Origin of the sequence: Hanamia caeni (genome assembly GCF_003721595.1) — a bacterium.
GTDB classification, from domain to species: Bacteria; Bacteroidota; Bacteroidia; order Chitinophagales; family Chitinophagaceae; genus Ginsengibacter; species Ginsengibacter caeni.
Map to the genome: position 1 here is coordinate 212963 of NZ_RJJR01000008.1, position 23827 is coordinate 236789.

Annotated in this window: 11 protein-coding genes; 10 read left to right on the top strand and 1 reads right to left on the bottom strand. The window is 40.3% G+C overall.

What is annotated here, in order from left to right; translation table 11 throughout:
• Positions 1-68 precede the first annotated feature (68 nt).
• From EFY79_RS11265 to EFY79_RS11295, 7 genes are all read left to right on the top strand, one after another.
• Positions 69-2486 carry a glycoside hydrolase family 31 protein gene (locus tag EFY79_RS11265; protein WP_123120802.1) on the top strand — a complete coding sequence of 806 codons (2418 nt, stop codon included), beginning with the start codon at positions 69-71 and terminating at the stop codon, positions 2484-2486.
• 97 nt (positions 2487-2583) lie between these two features.
• The gene (locus tag EFY79_RS11270; protein WP_158605200.1) at positions 2584-4143 is read left to right on the top strand and encodes a glycoside hydrolase family 43 protein; all 1560 of its coding nucleotides are present in this window, start codon (positions 2584-2586) and stop codon (positions 4141-4143) included.
• 38 nt (positions 4144-4181) lie between these two features.
• On the top strand, positions 4182-6752 hold the full coding sequence (locus EFY79_RS11275; protein ID WP_123120888.1) for a glycoside hydrolase family 9 protein: 2571 nt from the start codon (positions 4182-4184) through the stop codon (positions 6750-6752).
• A gap of 101 nt (positions 6753-6853) precedes the next feature.
• Positions 6854-8197 (top strand): family 43 glycosylhydrolase, encoded by a 1344-nt coding sequence (locus EFY79_RS11280; protein WP_123120804.1) that lies wholly within the window; start codon positions 6854-6856, stop codon positions 8195-8197.
• Between the two features lie 32 nt (positions 8198-8229).
• Positions 8230-9762, top strand: coding sequence for an alpha-L-arabinofuranosidase C-terminal domain-containing protein (locus tag EFY79_RS11285; RefSeq protein ID WP_123120805.1), 1533 nt, complete (start codon positions 8230-8232; stop codon positions 9760-9762).
• A gap of 21 nt (positions 9763-9783) precedes the next feature.
• On the top strand, positions 9784-11853 hold the full coding sequence (locus EFY79_RS11290) for an alpha-glucuronidase (protein ID WP_123120806.1): 2070 nt from the start codon (positions 9784-9786) through the stop codon (positions 11851-11853).
• 31 nt (positions 11854-11884) lie between these two features.
• Positions 11885-15241 (top strand): VCBS repeat-containing protein, encoded by a 3357-nt coding sequence (locus EFY79_RS11295; protein WP_123120807.1) that lies wholly within the window; start codon positions 11885-11887, stop codon positions 15239-15241.
• 112 nt (positions 15242-15353) lie between these two features.
• Here EFY79_RS11295 and EFY79_RS11300 read toward each other — a convergent pair whose 3' ends face one another.
• Positions 15354-16391: a LacI family DNA-binding transcriptional regulator gene (locus EFY79_RS11300; RefSeq protein WP_123120808.1), complete on the bottom strand. Its 1038-nt coding sequence runs from the start codon at positions 16389-16391 to the stop codon at positions 15354-15356.
• 310 nt (positions 16392-16701) lie between these two features.
• Between EFY79_RS11300 and EFY79_RS11305 the strand changes: the two genes are divergently transcribed.
• From EFY79_RS11305 to EFY79_RS11315, 3 genes are all read left to right on the top strand, one after another.
• Entirely contained in the window at positions 16702-19842 is a 3141-nt protein-coding gene (locus EFY79_RS11305; RefSeq protein WP_123120809.1) for a SusC/RagA family TonB-linked outer membrane protein, read from the top strand.
• A gap of 37 nt (positions 19843-19879) precedes the next feature.
• A complete protein-coding gene (locus tag EFY79_RS11310; RefSeq protein WP_158605201.1) occupies positions 19880-21397 on the top strand; it encodes a RagB/SusD family nutrient uptake outer membrane protein in 1518 nt (505 codons plus the stop codon).
• Between the two features lie 196 nt (positions 21398-21593).
• On the top strand, positions 21594-23795 hold the full coding sequence (locus tag EFY79_RS11315) for an FG-GAP-like repeat-containing protein (protein ID WP_233577984.1): 2202 nt from the start codon (positions 21594-21596) through the stop codon (positions 23793-23795).
• The last annotated feature ends 32 nt before the right edge of the window (positions 23796-23827 follow it).

Sequence of the window (23827 nt, forward strand, 5' to 3'; positions counted from 1 at the left end):
AAACAACGTTTTTTGTTGGTTTACTGCATCTGGCAATGAATGTCAACCATATCCAAAAATTATAAAGAATGAATAAAAAAAGTTTAATTGTTTTATTGCTGGCTCTCGGTTTTTTTCTAAATAGCAAGGCGCAGTCTTATCAAAAAAACGAATCCGGAATTAAAGCAACTCTCGCTTCTTCAAATATTGAAATTCAATTCTATGGTCCCTCCATTGTGAGAATCATAAAATATCCGGTTGGCCACAACTTTTCAAAGGAAAGCCTTTCTGTTATTGAATCTCCGCAAAGAACAGCATTCAGTGTAAAGAAAAAGGGTGATGTGCTTAATCTGAAAAGCGAAAATTTAAATATAAACCTGGACCTTAAGTCAGGTGTATTATCTTATTTCACAAAATCTGGCAACCCACTTTTAAAGGAGAAATCAGGTGGCGCCAATTTTACTCCTTTTAATGATGCCGGCAGTAATACTTTTACTGTTAACCAATCATTTCAATTAGAGAAAGACGAACCTATATATGGTTTGGGACAGCAGCAACAAGGTAAAATGAGTCAGCGCAATGTTACCCTACATATGGTGCAGGGCAATACAGATGATTATGTTCCATTGTTTCAATCAGCAAAAGGATACGGAGTGTTTTGGGATAATTATTCGCCAACTGTATTTACTGATAATCCGGACAGCACTTCTTTCAAATCAGACGTTGCCGATGGTATAGATTATTACTTTATCTATGGTGGCAATGCAGATGGTGTTATTGCAGGTATGCGCAGCCTCACAGGCCAGGTTCCTATGTTTCCGTTATGGACCTTTGGTTACTGGCAAAGTAAGGAACGGTACAAAAGCCAGGAAGAGTTAGTGAGTGTAGTTAAAAAGTACCGTGAATTGGGCGTTCCGCTTGATGGCATTATCCAGGACTGGCAGTATTGGGGAAATAATTATCTCTGGAATGCCATGGATTTTTTAAATGACGAATATCCTGACCCGCAAAGAATGGTGAACGAAATACATAACCTGAATGCTCACCTGGCGATTTCAATATGGAATTCTTTTGGCCCCAAAACAAAACAATACAGGGAACTTGATAGTATAGGCGCACTAATGAGTTTTAAGACATGGCCGCTATCTGGTTCCGGACTATGGCCTCCCCGCCTCGATTATCCTTCCGGTGTAAGAGTATATGACGCATATAACCCTGTAGCCCGCGATATTTACTGGAAATATTTGAAGAAGCTTAAGGCATTCGGTATTGATGCCTGGTGGATGGATTCATCCGAGCCAGACCATCTTGATTTTAAACCTTCTGACTTTGACGAAAAAACTTACCTGGGTTCTTTCAGAAAAGTCCGGAATGCTTTTCCTTTAATGACGGTAGGTGGTTTATTCAAGCATCAACGTGCGGTGGATTCGAGCAAAAGAATATTTATTCTTACCCGCTCTGCATTTGCAGGGCAGCAGCGATATGGGGCGAATACCTGGTCAGGAGATGTGACCGCATCATGGAAGGCATTGAGAGACCAGATTTCTGCGGGATTGAATTTTTCACTTACTGCTATTCCCTACTGGAACTGCGATATCGGCGGATTTTTTCTCACCCGTTTTCCTAAAAGATTAGAAGACCCCGAATATCGCGAATTGTATGTGCGCTGGTTGGAGTTTGGGACATTCATTCCAATGATGCGTTCTCACGGTACCGACGCACCACGTGAAATTTACCAGTTTGGCAAGAAGGGCGACAGAGATTTTGATGCTATAGATAAGTTCATCAAACTGCGTTACCGGCTGTTACCCTACATCTACTCCACTTCCTGGGCAGTTACGCATAACCATTCGAGCATGATGCGTGCCCTGGTGATGGATTTTCCGAACGATAAAAATGCCCTGGATATTAACGATGAATACATGTTCGGAAAATCGCTGCTCGTTAATCCTGTAACAGAACCAATGTATATAAAAAAGACAGGGGAGGGCAGAAATGCAGTAGCAACCGAAGACTTCAATACTATAAAAACGACAGAAGTGTATTTGCCCGCCGGAACGGATTGGTATGACTTCTGGACCGGCGAAAAATTTTCCGGGGGTAAAAAAATAAACAAAGAAACTCCTTTTGATATTATTCCATTATATGTGAAAGCAGGTTCTATCCTGCCTTTCGGCCCGGTGGTTCAATATGCCGAAGAAAAGAAATGGGAAAACCTGGAAATACGAATTTATCCTGGCGCAGATGGAAATTTTGTTTTGTATGAAGACCAAAACGATAATTATAATTATGAAAAAGGGGTTTATTCCACGATTGATTTTAATTGGAATAATAAAAAGAAAACGCTAAATATCGGTGACAGGAACGGTTCATTTCCCGGGATGCTTACTGAAAGGAAATTCAATATTGTACTTGTAGCAAACAATAAAGCAACAGGAACAAACATCGCTGAAGCACCTGATAAAGTGGTGAATTATAATGGCGGGAAAGTGGTAATTAAACTCTGAAATTAAACTCTGATAAATTGTATCATTTTAGAAATGATTCAATAGTAAAAAATAAACGCAGTCTTTTTAAATGCAATAACTCACAACCATGCTTAATATGAAATTAACGATTGGGTCAATCCTGTTCCTTTTTTTGTATTCAATTCCTGCATTGTCTCAAAAAGTAATAGTGCCATCATCAAAAAATGTACACAGCGATAACGGCAATGGCACTTACACTAATCCATTAATCTCTGCGGATTTTCCGGACCCGGATGTGATTCGTGTTGGCGATACGTATTACATGGTTACAACCACCATGTTTATTTTTCCGGGCGTTACTATTTTAAAATCGCATGATTTGGTGAACTGGGAATATTGCAGCAATGCGGTCCCAAGATTTGATTTCAGCAAATGTTATGACCTTGATAGTTGCAATCGTTATGGCCATGGACAATGGGCAACGAGCATAAAATATCATAACGGAAAATTTTATTTACTCTTTATTACTTTGAATGAAGGTGGTTTTATGCTGACTGCGGATAAGGCGGAAGGTCCATGGCATATTACGCATTTACCGAAAGGTTTTTATGACCCGGGATTATTTTTTGATGATGATGGTAAAGTATATGTCGCACAGGGTTACAACAAAATTTCTATCACCGAAGTGAACGACAGTCTTGTTGCCGTTGGGCCGGATTCGCTGGTTTATACCGGAGATATTCGTAAAGGACTTGAGGGAACTCATGTGTATAAAATCAACGGGTATTATTATTTGTATTGCACGTATGGCGGAAGAGATGGAATGCAGGTGGCGCTTCGTTCTAAAAATATTTATGGTCCATACGAACAAAAACTTTTGATTTATGATACCACAAGAGGAATCAATTATGGCATCCACCAGGGCGCATTAATTCAAACACAAACCGGTGAATGGTGGACGATATTATTTGTGGACAGCGGGCCGTTTGGAAGGTTTCCTTCTCTACAACCTGTGGCCTGGAAAGACGGCTGGCCAATGATTGGCGTAAATGGGAAAGCTGTGACCACTTACAAAAAACCCGATGTTGGCAAGAGTTATAAGGTTACCAATCTTCCCACTTCAGATGAATTTAATGAAAAGAAATTGGGAATGCAATGGGGCTGGAATCATAACCCGGATGATACCAAATGGTCACTCACCGAAAACCGTGGTTATTTAAGATTGAAAACAGCTACTATCACATCAGATTTTAGAATGGCGCGCAATACGCTTACGCAAAGGCCTTTTGCAAAGCGCGACCAAACCATACCAACTATCGCAACCACAAAAATGGATGTCAGCAAAATGAAAGATGGCGACATCGCAGGACTTGCTGTTTTCCAGGACCCGTATGCTTTCATTGCAGTAAAGCAACAAAAAGGAAGAAATTTTATTTTGATGGTGAACAATGGAAAAGTTATTGATTCCGTTGCCATCGATGCTTCCATCATTTATCTGCGTACACTTGCTTCCAACGCGACGGGCAAAGCCAGTTTTGAATACAACACCGACAACAAAAATTTTAAATCCATCGGAGAAGATTTGATGATGCGGTTCAGTTTAAAAATATTCACAGGAAATAAATTCTGCCTTTTCAATTATGCTACAAAACAGGAAGGTGGTTATGTAGATTTTGATTGGTTCAGGGTTCAATAATTATTTATAAAAATCACTTCTTAATAAAACCGGATATTATGCAATTCAATTCCATCTTAAAGAAATTATTTTTAGTAACGCCATTAATTTTATTTGGGGCCTTTGTTTCGTTGCAAACATCGGCACAACAATTACGGATAAATGATTCCGGCTATTTTGCAGAGCCCGGCGTGAATGTGCTGGTGTTTAATTATGATTACAGCGGTATGTTCTTTGATGAAAAAACATCAGCCATTGAGTTGATTCATCACGGCGTAAGAACCGCTACAGGCGGCGCGGTACGTCTTCAAAATACGCCTGAGCAATGGGATCTGATTCCAAAAACGATCAGCAGGAAAGTTGATAAAAAAAATAACAGCATAGAAGTTGGGTTGCGCTATGAAGAATATGATTTTAATTCACGCGTGGTGGTTACGGCAAAAGATAAAGGCGTTGAAATATCTGTGTATCTCGATAAACCTTTGCCGGAAAAATTAGTAGGCAATGCAGGTTTCAATCTTGAATTTCTTCCTTCCGCATATTTTGAAAAATCGTATTTCGCCGATGGAAAGCCCGGAAATTTTCCATTATATCCCAGCAGCAAAACGAGTATAGAACCTATCAGTAAAAAGATTCCTCAATTCGCCGGCCATACAACTTTTGACGACAGGGGCCGCGGCGAATTTATTGTGCCTTCACCAATCGCTTCGGGCAAAACATTGGTTCTGGCTCCGGAGGACGCCGAACGTAAAGTGAAGATTGTTTCGGAAACAGCGGGTGAAGATTTGATGTTGTTTGATGGCCGGAATCTGGCACAAAACGGTTGGTTCATTGTCCGTAGTTTATTGCCTGCAAATAAAACAGGAAAAGTTTTATCATGGTATGTTGAACCCAATGCCATTCCCGGTTGGAAGCGCAAACCGAACATTGGTTTTTCTCAAGTGGGCTACAATCCTTCGCAGGAAAAAGTTGCCGTGATTGAGTTGGATAAAAATGATACACCTTTAAAAACTGCATCACTTTTCCAGGTGATGCCCGATGGAAAAAATGTTTTGAAATTAAAAGGTGATGTAAAAGTTTGGGGAAGATATTTTCGATACAATTATGCAAAATTTGATTTCAGTTCAGTCAAAGAACCAGGCTTGTATTTTATTCAATACGGCAATCAAAAAACAAATACATTTTCCATTGCTTCAAATATCTACGATAATACCTGGCATCCCACTTTGGATGTTTGGTTCCCGGTGCAGATGGACCACATGGAAGTGAATGAAGCGTATCGTGTATGGCATGGCGCGCCGTTCCTCGATGATGCGCTGCAGGCGCCCACCAATATTCAACATTTTGATGGTTACAGTATGGGGCCGTCAACCCAAACAAAATACAAACCGCTCGAGCGAATTCCCGGCATGGCTATGGGCGGATGGTTTGATGCCGGCGATTTTGATATTCAAACCGGCTCGCATTGTAATGTGCTGCTGGCTTTGGTAGATACATGGGAAAAATTTAAACCAACACGCGATGAAACTTTTGTGGATTACGCAACGCGCTATGTCGATATTCATCGCCCCGATGGCAAGCCTGATTTGTTGCAACAGATTCAACATGGCACTTTAAATGTGGTGGCGCAGGTAAAAAATATTGGCCATCCTGTAAGAGGAATCGTTGTTCCGCATCTGCATCAATATCATCACCTGGGCGATGCGGTGAATGAAACCGACAACCTGCTGTATGATTCAACTTTAAAACCTTATGAAGTAAAAGGCAATCGCAGCGGCACTTTGGATGATCGCTGGGCATTCACCGAAAGAACAACTTTCCTTGATTATTACACCGCCGCTGCTTTGGCTGCATCAAGCCGTGCGTTAAAAGGGTTCGATGATACTTTATCGCAACAAAGTTTATTTTATGCAAAACAATTGTGGAATGAAGATGACAGCATCACCAAAAAAGACACTTCAAGATTTGCAAGAATGTTCGGAAGTGCATTAAAAATAAATGCGGCGCTGCAGTTATACATCACCACACACGATAAACAATATGCCGATGTATTTAAAGAAGCCATCTGGCAATCACTAAAAAATATGAGCGGCAGCAGGTATGGCGGAGGCGCGATAAAAACTGCATTGCAGGCAATTCCTTTTATGGATGAAGATTATAAAAATAAATTGCGCGGGTATGTGGTAAAGTATAAAGCGATTTGTGATGATTATGCGAAACAAAATCCTTACGGCGTGCCCATTGCCGAAGGCGGCTGGGGCGGCAGCGGCAACGTAGTAAGTTTTGCCACCGCGAATTATTACGCGGACAAATTTTATCCGGATATCATCGGGCCGGAATATGTGTACAAAGGATTGAATTATATTTTCGGCTGCCATCCTTATTCCAACATTTCATTTGTCAGTTCTGTCGGAACAAAATCGAAGAAGATCACTTACGGAAACAATCGCGCAAACTTCAGTTTTATCGCCGGTGGAATTGTGCCCGGTGTTTTATTGATCAAGCCTGATTTTTTAGAGAATAAAGAAGACTGGCCATTTTTCTGGGGCGAGAATGAAGTAACGGTGGGCGGTTGCGCCGATTATATTTTTTTAGCAAATGCCGCAAGTGCGCTGGCGGATGCCAAGTAAACAATAATAGGTACTAAATGTTTTTGCAGTAAACGAACAAATATTGATGAAAAGGATTTTGTATTCAAAGGAGTTTAGAAATCATTCATAAAAACAACAGCATGAATTTTAAAAAAAAGTATTTTTTTCTTTCCTGTTTAATTGGATTAGCAGCAAATTCATTTGCCCAAAATCCGCTCATCACCAATATGTATTCTGCAGATCCTACAGCAAGAGTTTTTGGCGATAGCGTCTATTTATATCCGTCGCATGATATTCTGGCAACGCCCGGTCATGGCCGTCCCGGTTGGTTTTGCATGGAAGACTATCACGTGTTTGCGTCGAAAAATTTAACCGATTGGAAAGATGATGGCATCGTGGTAACGCAAACGTCAGTTCCCTGGACGAAACCTGATGCCTACAGCATGTGGGCGCCGGATTGCATTGAACGAAATGGAAAATATTATTTTTATTTTCCGGCTGCGCCCAAAGATTCAAGTTATGGCAGAGGCTTTGCGATTGGAGTTGCGATAGCCGATAAACCTTCCGGGCCTTTTATTCCGCAGGCTGAGCCGATAAAAGGAGTTCATGGAATTGATCCCAATGTTTTTATTGATAAAAACGGACAGGCATATTTATATTTTGCATTAGGAAATATTTATGGAGCGAAATTAAAAGATAACATGGTGGAATTGGATGGTAAACCAGCCATCATGCAGGGTTTGCCAACAGGAAAAGGTTTGAAAGAAGGCCCGTTTTTATTTGAGCGCAATGGTAAATATTACATGACCTATCCGCATGTTGCCGACAAAACAGAACAACTGGAATATGCGGTTAGCGACAATCCGCTCGGGCCGTTCAAAGTTACCGGCGTGATCATGGATGAAAGGCCCGACTGCTGGACCAATCATCAATCGATTACGCAAATTAAAAATCAATGGTATTTGTTTTACCACTATAACGACCTTTCTCCAAACTTTGATAAAGCGCGTTCTGTAAGGGCTGACAGTTTATTTTTTAATGAAGACGGAACGATAAAAAAAGTGATTCCGACTTTACGCGGTATTGGTGTAACCCATGCAACTTCAAAAATTCAAATTGACAGATACAGTGCTAAATCCAACGATGGCGTAAGCGTGGATTTTATTGATACTACCAACAGGTTTGAGGGATGGAAAACGATTTTCACAAAAGCCAATTCGTCGATTCAATATAACACAGTGGATTTTGGAACGAAAAAAATAAAGTCTGTTGTTGTAAAAGCAATGTCATCAACAGGCGGCGCTTTGGAAATTCATTTGGACAATGCAAATAATTCTCCGGTCGCAACAATCGAAATTCCGAAAACACCTGATTGGAAAGAATTTAAAGTGCCTTTAAAGTCATTCAAATCCGGAATTCACAATCTTATTGTTTCACTAAAAACAAATTCCAATGTTGAAGTGGATTGGATAAAGTTTGAATAAACAAAATCATTTTACAACAAAAAACAATCACGATGAAAAAATTATTCTTTACGCTATTATCGTTTTTGCCCTTGTCATTGTTTGCTCAAAATGCAACTATCAAAATTGATGTTAACAGAAAGATCAGCGACATCGACCCAAAAATTTATGGCGTTTTTATGGAGCCGATTCATTTTAACGGAAGAAGAATGGGCTTGCCGGATTCAGTGGATTTCAACACGCTTTATGGAAATTTATACGACCCGTCTTCGCCGCTCGCCGATGCAGACGGCTTTCGCAAAGATTACATCGATGCGATGAAAGAATTGAAGATTACCAATATGCGGTGGCCGGGTGGAAACTTTTTAATGGGTTATGATTGGAAAGATGGAATCGGCCCTAAGGACCAGCGCCCCACGCGTATAAACCTGGCCTGGGGCGGCATTGACAACAATCACGTGGGTACGGATGAATGGATGAAATTGAACAAATCAATCGGCAGTGAAAATATTTTAGCCGTCAATCTTGGCCTTGGAACTATTTTAGATGCTGCTTATTTGGTTGAATATTGCAATTATAAAGGAGGCACTTATTATTCAGATTTACGTGCAAAGAATGGCCATCCTCAACCTTATGGTGTTAAGATTTGGGATTTGGGAAATGAAGTGGATGGCTTGCCGTGGGAACTTGGCCACAAGACTGCAGAAAATTATGTGGAAACTGCAAGGGAAGCTGCAAAAGCCATGATTGCTGTTGACCCGACCATCAAATTTGTTGGTTCCGGTTCTTCTTATTATTCCGGCGACTGGCTTCATTGGAACAGAACTGTTTTGAATGGCATTGGCGATAAAATCAGTTATCTTTCTATTCATCGTTATTGGGAAGGCGGTTCGCCCGATAATTACTACGCTTATATGGGCGATGGCGCAATGGATTTTGATAACAAAATAAAAACTGTTGCCAACCAGATTGAAATTGCCGAAACAAAAAATAATTTCAAACATCCCATCTACCTTTCTGTTGATGAATGGGGCGCTTTTGCAAGAAGCTTTATGTCGGTATTACCGATTGCACAATGCTTGAATTCTTTCATTCGTCACGCGGATGTAGTCAAAATGGCCAACTTTACCATGCTTACTTCGTTGCTCTCAAGCGACCCTAAAAACGGCACGTTTAAATCGCCGGTATTTTATACATTCAAAGCGTTTTCAAATAATTGTTTGGGCGCTTCGGTAGATACTTATGTTGCCTGCGATACATTTGGTACCGCGCAATTCAGAGGTATTCCTTATCTTGATGTAACTACGGTTTATTCAAAAGAAACAAACACCGTTTTTTTTAATGTGATAAATCGTAATAAGGATAAAGCAATTGCAACAGATATTGAAAGCAACGGATCAAATTTTTCCGGCAAAGCAGAAGCCAGTATTATTAACAGTGACGACCTGAAGGCGCCCTTTGCTTATGACAAAAGAAATCAGTATGTTCCGGTAACAAAAGATGTAAAAACAAGCGCGGATAAATTGTCATTTACTTTTCCTCCGCATTCATTTACGCAGATAAAAGTGAGTATAAACAAAAAATAATTTAATAACGAAATTCCTGAAATGAAATCAATAATCGCCAGCATAATTTTTCTTTTTTCAATTGTATTTGTAAATGCGCAAAACGGCCACGAGCTCTGGCTCCGCCCTGTAAAAGCAAATCCTGTAAACGTCATTTGCAAACAAAATTCTCCAACATTATCCATTGCCAAACAGGAACTTTTAGATAGATGGCAAGGCGATAACAACGCTTCTGTTACGCTCACTATTAAAAAAGATAAAGCTTTAAAAAAAGATGGTTTCCGGCTTGGGAAAAATTCGGTGCAGGCCAATACAGATGCCGGGATTTTATATGGTGTGTATGAGTTGCTTCGTCGGCAGCAAACCAGCGAACCAATAAATAATGAGATTTTTAATCCTTCTTATGAAGTGCGCATCCTTGACCATTGGGATAATCTGAATGGAACCGTAGAACGTGGCTACGCAGGCAACTCAATTTTCTGGAGAAAAAATGACCCTTTCACGGTTACTAATACTGATAAAAAACTTTGGCAGGAATATGCACGTGCCAATGCATCAATTGGTATCAATGCTTCTGTGCTGGATAATGTGAATGCATCGCCATTAATATTGAGCGCTGATTATTTGAATCGTACAAAAGAGATTGCGAATGTGTTGAGGCCTTATGGAATTAAAGTTTACCTGGCCGTAAACTTTGCATCGCCATCCACATTGGGAAAATTAAACACTGCAGACCCTCTTGATAAAGAAGTAATCGAATGGTGGAAAGAAAAAGTGAAAGAAATTTATAGTTTGATTCCGGATTTCGGCGGCTTTCTTGTGAAAGCCAGCAGCGAAGGGCAACCTGGCCCACAGAATTATGGACGCAGCCACGCAGATGGCGCTAACATGCTTGCTGATGCATTGAAGCCGTATGGTGGAATTGTGATGTGGCGCGCTTTTGTATATTCTTCAAATAATGAAGACCGCGCCAAACAAGCCTACGATGAATTTATGCCTCTCGATGGAAAGTTTCGGGATAATGTAATCATCCAGGTAAAAAATGGACCGATAGATTTTCAGCCACGCGAACCATTCAGCCCTTTGTTTGGTGCAATGAAAAAAACTTCTGTGATGCCGGAATTCCAAATCACCATGGAATATCTGGGCCATGCAAATTACCTAGTGTTTTTATCAACCATGTGGGAAGAATGTTTGAAAAGTGATACGTATCAACAGGGTAAAGGCAGCACAGTTGCGCGTTGCACAGATGGTAGTATTTATCCGCAGAAATATACAGCAATTGCCGGAGTTTCCAATGTCGGCCTGGACACCAATTGGAATGGCCACCAATTCAACCAGGCCAATTGGTATGCATTCGGAAGATTAGCGTGGAATAATACTTTGAATAGTGAACAGATTGCCGACGAATGGATAAAGCTTACTTTTTATAATGATTCTTCTCAAAAATCAGGTGATAAAAATTATACTGCTGACTGGAATAAAAATTTTCTTGCACCTGTAAAAAAAATGATGATGGAGAGCCGGGAAGCGGCAGTAAATTTTATGACACCACTTGGCTTGCATCACATTATGTCTGCCAATGGACATTATGGCCCTGGTCCCTGGTGGGCGCCAAAAGGAATGCGACCAGAGTGGACACCGCCTTATTACCATCATGCGGGCGCTGACGGAATTGGCTTTGACCGGACAACAAAAGGCAGTGACGCCGTGAGCCAATATCATGAACCATTGGCTTCACAATTCAATAATGTAGCTACCTGTCCGGAAAAATATTTGTTGTGGTTTCATCATTTGCCGTGGGATTACAAGATGAAAAACGGACGCACTTTATGGGATGATTTATGTTATCATTATGAGGAAGGCGTAAACCAGGTTCGTGAGTTTCAAAAAGTTTGGGACAAAGCTGGACCGTATGTGGACAGCACGCGTTTCATGGAAGTGCAGCGTAAACTGCGCATTCAATGCGTAAATGCGATTTTATGGAAAGACGCGTGCACCTTGTATTTTCAGCAATTCAGTAAAATGCCGATTCCATATGAACTGGAAAGGCCCGTGAATAACCTGGATGAAATGATTTATAATGACAGGGGTGATGGGCGATCGCATTAAAAATTAGAAAATATTTTCTAATTACACAATTATGCAAAATAAAAATCTTGTTTATTTGTTGGTTTACTGCATTTGTTTCATCGCATTTGGATGTAAAGAGAAAAATAAAAATCAACTGTTCTATTTTCTATCTGCAAAAGAATCGGGCGTTGATTTTTCGAATAATATCGATGAAACAAAATTAAAAGGCGGTGCGCTGAACGAGTTTGGCTACATGGGTGGCGGCGTTGGCATTCTTGATGTAAACAATGATGGACTAAAAGATATTTTCTTTTGCGGAAACCAGGTCAGCAGCAGGTTGTATTTAAATAAAGGAAATAATCAATTTGAAGATATTACAAAATCCGCAGGGCTTACAACCACTGACTGGATTTCCGGCGTTAGTATAGTCGATATCAATAACGATGGATATGATGATATATATCTCTGCACATACGGAGACTCATCAGGCAGGCGTTCGCACAATTTGTTGTTCATCAATCAACACAATAATACCTTCAAAGAAGAAGCTGCAGAATATGGCCTCGCTGATACGAGCTATTCCACACAGGCGGTTTTTTTTGATTATGACAAAGATGGCGACCTCGATATGTACTTGTGCAATTACATGTTGAATGCTTCCTATTCTGCCAACTATCTTTTTCCAAAAAACCTTTCGGGAAATTCACCCGCTAACGATAAGTTGTATAGAAATGATGGGAACAAAATTGGATTGAAACATCCTGTGTTTACAGAGGTTTCAAAGGAAGCCGGTATCAAAGAAGATGGTTATGGTTTAGGTGTTTCTGTCTCGGATTTTAATATGGATGGCTGGCCTGATATTTATGTGAGCAATGATTTTGTTTCCAATGATGATTTTTGGCTGAACAATAAGAACGGCACATTTTCGAATATGCTTGACCGTTCGACAAAACACCAGAGCTACAGCAGCATGGGCATTGATGCAGCGGACATGAACAATGACGGAAACATTGATTTTGCAACAGTAGATATGATGCCGGAAGATAATTTCCGTAAAAAACAAATCTATTCTTTCATGAATTACGACAGGTATCAGCAGGAAAGAAATATGGGTTATTCACCGGAGTTTTCGCGAAATGTTTTGCAATTAAATAATGGCAATTATTATAGCGGCGATACTTCTATCCCTTTTTTTAGCGAGATAGGGCAGCTCGCCGGTATCAGCGAAACAGACTGGAGCTGGAGCATTTTGTTTGCTGATTTTAATAATGATGGTTTTAAAGATTTGCATATTACCAACGGCATCGGCAGGGATTTTATCAATGCTGATTTTATCGACTTTAGCAAAACCGCGCGCAATGCAGCATCAGAAGAAGAATCAAAAAAAATGCTCAATGATAAAATGGCGTCGCTTGGCAATGTAGAATTGCCAAATTATATGTATCTCAATAATGGCAATTACACTTTTTCCAACATCACTGATTCTTCAGGCATTAAAGAAAAATCTTTATCTACGGGCGCTGCTTATGTTGACCTCGATAATGATGGCGACATTGATTTGGTAGTCAATAATATCAATCAAAAAGCATTCATTTTAATCAACAATGAAAATAAACCCGGCAAGCCAAAAACCAACCATAGCATAGGTTTTATACTAAACGGCTATAGCTTAAATACAAAAGGCTTTGGCACAAAAATATTTGTCTATTCGAATGGCGCAAAACAAGTGCAGGAAGAATATCCGGTGCGCGGTTATTTATCTTCTGTTGATACAAAACTTTTATTTGGAACCGGAAAAAATAAAATAATTGATTCCGTTGTTGTTGTCTGGCCAAATGATAAGAAACAAATTTTGCAAAATCTCAATTCAGATTCAACATACATTTTGTTTCAAAAAAACGCAATAGAAAATTGGCGGCCTTCTATGTCCAATATCAATCAACAAATTTTTCATGATGTTACGGATTCTATAAACGCCCTGTACAAACATATTGAAGTTCCGTTTAATGATTTTGAAGAGCAGCCTTTGTTGCCACAAAAATATTCGCAGTCAGGTCCGTTCATCTCAACAGGCGATATCAATAATGATGGCAAAACTGATTTTTATGTAGGTGCAGGATTTAATTCTTTACCAAAGATTTTTACGCAGGAAAATAATGGAAATTTTTCAGGAAAAAATTTCACCATCGGTTCGCCTTTTGAAGAAGACGAAGGCAGCGCGTTATTTGATGCGGATGGAGATGGCGATTTGGATTTATTAGTTACTTATGGCGATATGCGATTCAACGATACTTCGCAATATTATCAGCCGCGCTTATACCTGAATGACGGCAGGGGCGATTTTACTTTAAGTCCAAATGCTATTCCCGCAAATGTCAGAACTATTGCAGGTTGCGTGGCAGTAGCCGACTATAACGGTGATGGACAAACGGATATTTTTATTGGTGGCCGCGTGTCGAAAAAATTTCCTTTGTCTCCGCAAAGTTTTTTGTTGCAAAACAACAAAGGAATTTTTACAGATGTTACCAATAAAGTTTGTCCTGAATTGTCGAAAGCCGGAATGATTACGGCTGCGCAATGGGTGGATTTTGACAATGACAAACATCCGGATTTAGTGATTGCAGGAGAATATATGCCGATACGTTTTTTTAAAAATAACGGAACAAAATTTTCAGAAATTACTTCATCTACTGGTTTGCAGAATATGAATGGTTTATGGCGATGTCTTATCGCAACCGATGTAGATGATGATGGCGATGTGGATTTTATTGCAGGAAATTTAGGATTGAATAATAATTACAATGCTTCTGCAAAATATCCCATGAAATTATATGCAGATGATATTGATAATAATGGAAAAATTGACCCCGTTTTATTTTATTATATCAAAGATGAAAATGGGGATAGAAAATTATATCCATCCATAAGTCTTGAGAAACTTGCTGCCAATATTCCTGCAGTAAAAAAGAAATTTTCCTCGAACAAAGATTATGCAAAAGCAACGCCGGATGAAATTTTTACAGACAGCAAAAATTTGCAGATTTTAACTTGTGATGAAACCCGTAGTTGCTGGCTGGAAAATAAAGGCAATGGGAAATTTGAAATGCATGTACTCCCGATGGAAGCTCAGTTTGCGCCGGTGAACGCGATTGTTTGTGCAGACATGGATGGCGATGGGATTAAAGATATTTTGCTGGCGGGAAATGAATATCAAAATGATGTAGCAGTGGGCCGATATGATGCTTTTTATGGTTGCTTCCTGAAGGGAAAAACCAATAAAGAATTTCAATTCATTTCTCCTTCAATAATTGGTTTCAAAATAGATGGCGATGTAAAGGATATGAAGATAATTTCAAACAATAAGAAGGAAAAATTAATTCTTGTCGCGGTTAATGATGATTCATTGCGGATTTTTAAATGTTGGTAGCCTTAAAGATAGCTTGCGCAAAACTGACAGAATCGATTCAATAAAATTTTGGTGAGTAAACAAACAAATAATCCTGATTTTTGTTTTTGACGCGAAATAAGCGAAAGCCGTCTTACGGCTTTTTCCCTTTTTTTAAGGATGATTCTCTGATTATGAGTTCAGATTTAATGACCATAGTGCTGGTTACATTCATGTTCCATAAACCTTTCAAATGATCAATCAATGTTCGGGCTGCAATTTTGCCCATTTCAAAGCCCGGGTAATCAACGGTAGTCAGCTTAGGGCTTACCACTTTGCCGATGATATCATTGTTAAAACCCACTATGGCTACATCCTGGGGCACGCGCAGGCCTTTTTCTTTCAGCGTTTGCATTACAATGGATGCACAAAAATCATTGGTAATAAAAATGCCATCAGGCATAGGTTTCATAGCTAAAACGCGGTTGGAAGACCTGATTGCGTCTTCTTCCTTCAGTCCGTCAACGATAACAAGCTTATCATCAACTTTCATTTTATTGTCTAACAGAGCTTGTTTATAACCCCGCATCCTTTCCGAATAAACATTTCTTTTGAGGTTTGAAGTTATGAGCGCAATACGTTTGCATCCCTGATCAATAAGATGGGCCGTGGCATCATAGCCCGCCTGGAAATTATTGATAATTATTTTTGCTCCTTCACTATTTTCAAAAACACGATCAAAAAACACAGTTGGAATTTTTTTATCCTGAAACTGTTTAAAATGCGATAAATCCTTCGTATCAAAAGAGAGCGAAGCAATCACGCCATCCACTCTTTTATGAAAAAGGTTACTGGCATTGGCAATTTCTATTTCAGCATTTTCTGCGGAGTGGGCAATGATTAGGTTATATTTTTCTGCTGTAACAATTTTTTCAATGCCAGCCAGCACAGATGTGATAAAATAGCTGTTCAGCTCATGAAGTATTACTCCGATAGTATTAGTTTTCCGCAATCTTAAGCTGCTGGCAAACAAATTGTGCCTGTAGCCAAGGCTTTCAGCAAGATTCAGCACCTTCTTCCGCGTGTTGCTGTTAACAACAGTTTTTTCATTGAGCGCACGGCTAACGGTAGTAGGCGAAATGTTTAACTTCTTCGCAATATCGTAAATGGTTACTTCTTTTTCAGGTTTCAAATTTTGTGGGGTTTGGATAGCAAATGTAAAACAACTTCAAAAAAAAAATTATGCAATCGGTTGCTTTATTGAAAATAATTCCTATTTTGCATAAAGATTACTTGTTTTATGAATGCTTGATTAGAAAATAGGTATTGTTTGATTTTGCTTGATTTGGTATGGAAATTTTACTATTTAGCCTTCAAATTTTGTTATCGGTTTCATTTAATGTAGATTTTTAGTAATCTAAAAGTTTCATGGGGGAAATTTATATAGCCATGATCAGCCACGAATGGAATTTTAGCTTTAAATACTTAAACAAACTTTTCTTATGACAATTAGAAACGTAAATCGCCAGGCCGGAAAGTTAATCTCAACAGCAGGGAAAAACTTTTTCGCTGTGCTCCTAATCCTTTTATGCGTAGGATTTCAAACCGAAACCCGGGCTCAGACAGTCACAGGCACTGTTACGGATGAATCCGGCAAATCTATTCAGGCTGCCTCTGTAACCATTAAAGGAACAACACGGGGTACCGTCACAGACCAAAATGGCATGTTTTCTATTAGTGCCTCACCGGGCAATGTACTATCGGTTAGCTCTTTGGGATATATTTCCAAAGAAGTTACCCTCGGCAATGAAAAAAACATTTCAATCGCGCTTACTGCTACCAATTCTGAATTGAGTGCAGTGGTAGTAGTGGGATATGGTACTCAAAAACGAACCGAAGTAACCGGCGCCATCTCAACCGTAAGCGGGAAAACCATAACAGAACTTCCTGTGCCGAGTGTGCAACAGGCCTTGCAGGGACGCGTGCCAGGGCTAACGGTCACCAATAACGGAAGCCCCGGAACGTCCCCACTTGTTCGTATCAGGGGTATTAGTTCTATATCTTATGCCTCTAACCCGTTGTATGTAATTGATGGCTTTCCAACCGGCGATTTATCCCTTTTTGATACAAGAGACATTCAATCCGTTGACGTTTTGAAAGATGCCTCAGCAGCCGCCATTTATGGTTCGAGAGCCACGAATGGAGTAATCATGATTACAACTAAAAAAGGCAGCAGGGATAACAAAATGCATATAAGCCTTGATTCTTATTATGGAATACAGGATATTACCAAAAGAATAAGCCTTCTCAATCCATCACAATTTGACCAATATGCAATTGCCTACCGTGGTGAAAAAGTGCCAAGACGCCAGGAACCATGGGCAAGCACACCGATATACCAGGGCGCAAACACAACTTATGGTAACAATATTACTGACTGGCAGGACGAATATTTTAAACAGGGAGCAATGACTCAAACTAATATCGGGCTTAGTGGCGGGAATGAAGTTTCAAGGTTTTATGCCTCAGCAGGTTACATGGACCAGGATGGAACTACACCTTCCGTGGGATTTAAAAGGTATAATTTCCGGATAAATTCAGAGCATAAGATAAGCAATGTGTTTAGTTTTGGCGAAAATCTTTATACCGCTTTTGGGGATCAGGCTTACGATAATAACGAAACAGGCAGCCGGTCAAACCTGCTGAATGTTATCAGGATGATGCCTTATATGCCGGTGTACGACCCAACAACGAGCGATGGATTCAGGGGAGTGAATTCTGTGCTGGACGGAGGTGATCCTACCAATCCGATAGAAGACGCGGTAATTAAAAATCCCGGAAGCAGAAAAACGCTGAAAATATTTGGAACCGCCTATATTGAAGTAAAACTCGCAGATTGGTTAAGATTCCGTTCCACTTATGGCATTGATTATGCAAACGGCTTAGATTACCGGTTCTCTCCTATCTTTAACGACAGCGGAACCATCGCCGGCTCCAGCGCCATACAGGCAACCATTACCAATAACAGGTCAATTTCTACTGTTCAATTATATACCCAGCAACTTACATTCGACAAACAATTTGGCAACCATCATGTCAATGCGATAGCAGTTTATGAATACCAGGGCCAAAAATCGAAGAACGAAAATGCAAGCGGCAACCAGGCTTCCAATGAGTTAAAAACATTAAATAATGCATCTAATGTGTCGGCTCAAACCTTAGTGGGTGAAAACTCACTTGTTTCCTATGTAGGCCGTGTAAATTATGATTACCAGGGGAAGTATCTGGTAAGTGGCGCCATCAGAAGAGATGGGCTTTCTGTTTGGGCCCCCGGTAAAAAATGGGCTACTTTTCCTTCAGGTTCTATCGGCTGGAGAATTGACCAGGAAAATTTCATGAAAAACCAGACAAAGATTTCGGAATTAAAAATAAGGGCTGGGTATGGAATTACAGGTTTGAATGGCGCTGTTCTTGGAAATACTCCATGGCTCGTAAATGTGAGTTCCAATAGCGCCTACTATCCTTTTAATAACGCATTAACCAGTGGCCCGGCCTCCTCGATCCAGTCGCTTGGGAATAAAGACCTTGAATGGGAAACCACCAAGCAACTGAATATAGGCCTTGATTTGGGCATTTTAAGAAACGCCTTTACCCTTTCTGCAGAGTATTTTCAGCGTCAAACTGACAACCTGATTTTGGGTGTGCCTTTACCTCCGAGTATGGGATTTATAGGCACTACAGTTCCTCAGAATGTAGGAAGTATGAAAAACAATGGATTTGAATTACAACTGGGCTATAATGACCGCGTAGGCGATTTTCAATGGAATGCAAGCGGAAACTTTAGCATGATTACCAATAAAGTGCTTCGTTTAGCTGAAGGGGTTACCAATATAGAATCTGGCTCTGATGCGGATTTCACAGAGGGTATCAATCCAACCAATACTGCAGTTGGCCATGCGATTCAATCTTTTTATGGATGGGTTGTAGAAGGTATTTTCCAGGACTCAGCAGACATTAAAAAGCATGCTACGCAAACAGGTGGTACCGGTCCCGGCGACCTTAAGTTTAAAGACCTGGACGGCAATGGAGTAATTGATAATAACGACCGCACATTCCTGGGAAGCTTCATTCCTAAATTTACCTATTCTTTAAGCCTGGGGGCTACCTACAAAAATTTCGGATTAAATGTCTTTTTCCAGGGAGTGCAGGGCAATAAAATATACAATGCAACCCGTACTGCAACTGAAGGCATGATTCGGTTCTTCAATGCGGGTACCCAGGTGTTAAATGCATGGACACCTACAAATACAAACACTAAGATTCCACGTGCTATTTCTGCTGATCCTAACCAAAATGCAAGGCCATCCACCCGGTTCATAGAAGATGGTTCTTATTTAAGGTTAAAAAATATAATGCTAAGTTATTCCGTTCCGGAAAAATCACTGCAAACACTGACTAAGGGAGTGGTAAATGGCTTCAGAATTTATGTATCCGCTCAAAACATCCTGACAATTACTAATTATACAGGCTTTGATCCGGAAGTAGGCAACAGAACACCAAACACGTCATTAACTAATGGAATTGACTACGCGGTTTATCCGCAACCGAAAGCTTACCAGGTAGGTATTAACCTAAATTTTTAAATGAAAAAAATTCAAAATGTTTATAAAACCTGATATTATGAATCGAAATATTAAAATAGGGGTTATTGCCGTTGTCCTGGTTACAGCAGTTGTTGTTGCATGTAACAAAAGGCTCAACGTGCTGGATAAAAATAATCCCACTACAGAAAGCTATTTTAAAACCGCTGCCGAACTTCAAAATGGCGTAAACGCGGTCTATTCAAGCATGCGTTCGGGCAACCTTCTTGGACGTGAATGGTTTTTTACCCACGACATGAGGGGAAGTGAAACGGCTCCCGGCGGTTCACAACTTGAAGCTCCCAGGGCTGAACTGCTGAAGCAACCTTCGCCCGCACCTTCTAACTCCGTAATGACCAGTGTTTGGAACGGTTGTTATCAAATGATCAACAGGGCGAATCTTGTAATTCAAAAGGCTCCCGACGTAAAAGATAATGTCGCTCTCAGGGATGTTACTGTGGGTGAAGCAGAATTTTTACGTGCATGGGCTTATTTTGAACTGGCTTCCATGTGGGGCGACGTGCCGCTATATACCGAGCCTGTAACTACAGCCGCCGGCTACAAGGCCAAATCGCCCGTGGCCGATGTGTACACTCTTATAATCAGCGACCTGACTGATGCCATTTCAAAACTACCTCTTACACAATCCCAGCTTGGGCGCGCTACCAAAGGAGCCGCTTACGCTTTGTTGGGCAGGGTGCAAATGCAGAATGGCGATTATGCTGCTGCCAAAACAGCCCTTCTGCAGGATTATGGCAAATATTCCTTAGTGCCTTTCCTGCATAATTTTGATGGCGACGTAAAGCTGGGCACTGCGGATATTGCTTCAGGGCATGAGTTTAATTCAGAATCCGTATTTGAAGTGGTTTTTGTAGATAAAGGCGATAATAATTTTAACTGGGGTTACACTGGTGAAGGCGCCACAGCCGATGCCAGTGAAATGCGCAGCCAGGAGTATGGTATTGTTTGGGGAAATGTTGTTCCTTCTGATCGGATACTTAACGAGTTTGAGCCCAATGATCCGCGATACAAATTAACTTTCTTTGAATCAGGCGATAAAATTATGACGTTTGAGGGCACTAAGCCGGGCGTGGCGCTTACCGAAATCGGAATGAATGTGGCGCAAAGCAATCGTAACGGAGTAGACAAAAAAAGAGTGTATCGTAAATATTCAATACTGGACTGGACCGATGATGGATTCCATCCTGATGGGCTGAACCACCGTTTGATACGCTATTCAGATGTATTGCTTATGCTGGCAGAGTGCGAAGCAGAAGTAGGCACTCCGGCAGATGCCGCAAAATATATAAATGAAGTGAGGGCAAGGCCTGGTGTAAATATGCCAGCGGTAACCTTAACGTCAAAAGAACAAGCTATCAAAGCAGTGATGCACGAAAGAGCCGTTGAATTATGCGGTGAAGAAGTAAATAATATCGACATTTTAAGATGGAGAAAAAAAGGCTACTATCCATCTATTATGCCTGACCCCAAACCTGGTCAGGTGGATATGTTACCGATTCCGGCAAGCGAAACTTCAGCCAATCCATTGATAAAATAATTACGAAAAGGTAGTTTTTAAAAAGATAGAGGCTGCTCAAAGCCTCTATCTTTTTATTACAGTAAAGCAATAAATAAGGATATTTTTTATTATTTAAATATTTTAGCACTTCCCATATAGTAATCTCTGCCGCTTTAAACCGATGCCAGCAATTCATATTATAAATTGTTACAGTGAAAGAATAAATAAGGCAGGTTTGTCTTTTTGGTGTATGGCTTTCATTTTTGGCGTTCCCTTTCTATCAGCTTCCTGCAAGGAAAAAAAATCTCCTAACCAGTATATGGTAGATCTTTTAAAAGAATCCAAAATTGCTTTCTACAGCCCGGAAAATCCATTCTCGCCGGAGGCCGTGGTACAATATGCAGACTCCGTAATTCAAAATTCTTCGGATGAAAATTTGAAAACGGAAGTGCTGACGCGCAAAGCCCATGCTTTGCTGGAATTAGGTGAAGAACAAAAAGCGATTGATATTTATCAAAAACTTTTACAAAAAACGCAAGGCGATCTTGTGCAGCGCCAGTCATTTTTGAAAGAATTGGCCATCTCCTATCTGAGATTGGGCGAGCGAATGAATTGTATAAACATGCACAATGCTCAATCCTGTATTTATCCCATTTCAAAAGAAGGTGTTCATCACGATAAGTCCGCTTCACAAAAAGCCATTGAAATTTACCAGGATTTGTTATTGGATAATCCCGGTGACCTCGAATCCCGGTGGCTTTTGAATATTGCTTACATGACTACAGGCGGCTATCCGCAAAATGTTCCTGCCCAATATCTTTTGAAGGTGGAAAATGATGATTCGATGCATATCATTAAGCCGTTTACTGACGTTGCGGCCAACGTAGGCTTAAATTTTAAATGCCAGGCCGGCGGAAATATAGTAGACGATTTTAATAATGATGGCTACCCGGATATTGTAATCAGCAGTTGGTCGCTTGAGGAACCAATGCATTTTTACAGAAATAATAGAAATGGAGCGTTTACAGATATAACAGATTCTACAGGGCTAAGTTCATTAACGGGAGGCCTTTGCATGATGCAAACCGATTATAATAACGACAGCTGGAAAGATATTTTTGTGTTACGAGGCGGCTGGCAGGGCCGGTTTGGAAATATGCCAAACTCCTTGCTGAGAAATAATGGCAATGGTACTTTTACAGATGTCACCAAAGAAGCAGGATTGCTGTCCTTCCATCCCACGCAAGCCGCTACCTGGGCTGATTTTAATAATGATGGCTGGCTCGATGTCTTTATAGGGAACGAAACATCTCCTGGCGGAAAAGCTAACCCGTGTGAATTATACATCAACAACAAAAACGGTACTTTTTCTGAAGTCGCAGCTCAGGCAGGGGCCGGTATTGTTGAATATGTAAAAGGTGTTACCTCAGGTGATTATAATAACGACGGATTACCTGATATTTTCATTTCTACCCTTAACGGAAGAAAAATATTATTAAAAAACAAGTCTGCAAAAGACGGCGCATTAAAGTTTGAAAACGCAAGCAAAGAAGCAGGCTTAAATTTAAATAAATCCCGATCTTTCCCAACATGGTTTTGGGATTATGATAATGATGGCTGGTTAGACATTTTGGTTTGTGGTTATGAATTTAATGGCTCGCTGGCAATGTATGCCGCAGCAGAGGCCGTGAATGCACCGGTGAATAATGCAGGCAAAGTTTTTTTATTCAGAAACAAGCATGATGGTACTTTTGAGGAAGTATCGGCAAAAGTCGGGCTTAATAAAGTTGCATTCGCAATGGGGTCAAACTATGGCGATATTGATAATGACGGATTTCTTGATTTTTATCTTGGCACCGGCAACCCGTCTTTCAAATCAGCGGTGCCCAATAAACTGTTTAAAAATATAAATGGTACAAATTTTTTGGACATCACTACTTCAGCGCGGGTAGGAAACATTCAAAAGGGCCACGAGGTTTCATTTGTGGATCTGGATAATGATGGCAATGAAGATATTTATATTAAAATGGGTGGCGCTTATGTGGGGGATGCTTATGAAAATTCACTGTACCTGAATCCGGGCGAAAACAATAGCAATCATTGGATCAATGTTTTGTTAGAAGGGCATGTTAGTAACCGGGCGGCCATTGGTGCAAGAATAAAAGTTACTTTTAAGGAAAATAATACACCCCGGTCCGTCTTTAGAGAGGTCAATTCAGGCGGAAGCTTTGGCGCCAATCCCTTAAAGCAGCATATCGGCATTGGCAGTGCCACCTTAATTGATACAATAGAAATCACCTGGCCGGTAACGGGAGAAGTTCGGAAGTTTAAAAATGTTGAGCCCGATAAAAATATTAAAATTAAAGAAGGGGATAGTACTTTTAGTGTTTTCAAATTATCCCGGTTTGATTTCAACAAAACACACCATGCCCATTAATGCTTAAACGAATAAAGGCGATAATGATACAA

Coding starts and splice junctions, on each gene's coding strand:
- EFY79_RS11275 (WP_123120888.1), top strand. CDS start 4,182: ATGCAATTCAATTCCATCTTAAAGAAATTATTTTTAGTAACGCCATTA.
- EFY79_RS11280 (WP_123120804.1), top strand. CDS start 6,854: ATGAATTTTAAAAAAAAGTATTTTTTTCTTTCCTGTTTAATTGGATTA.
- EFY79_RS11290 (WP_123120806.1), top strand. CDS start 9,784: ATGAAATCAATAATCGCCAGCATAATTTTTCTTTTTTCAATTGTATTT.
- EFY79_RS11295 (WP_123120807.1), top strand. CDS start 11,885: ATGCAAAATAAAAATCTTGTTTATTTGTTGGTTTACTGCATTTGTTTC.
- EFY79_RS11305 (WP_123120809.1), top strand. CDS start 16,702: ATGACAATTAGAAACGTAAATCGCCAGGCCGGAAAGTTAATCTCAACA.
- EFY79_RS11310 (WP_158605201.1), top strand. CDS start 19,880: ATGAATCGAAATATTAAAATAGGGGTTATTGCCGTTGTCCTGGTTACA.
- EFY79_RS11265 (WP_123120802.1), top strand. CDS start 69: ATGAATAAAAAAAGTTTAATTGTTTTATTGCTGGCTCTCGGTTTTTTT.
- EFY79_RS11270 (WP_158605200.1), top strand. CDS start 2,584: ATGAAATTAACGATTGGGTCAATCCTGTTCCTTTTTTTGTATTCAATT.
- EFY79_RS11285 (WP_123120805.1), top strand. CDS start 8,230: ATGAAAAAATTATTCTTTACGCTATTATCGTTTTTGCCCTTGTCATTG.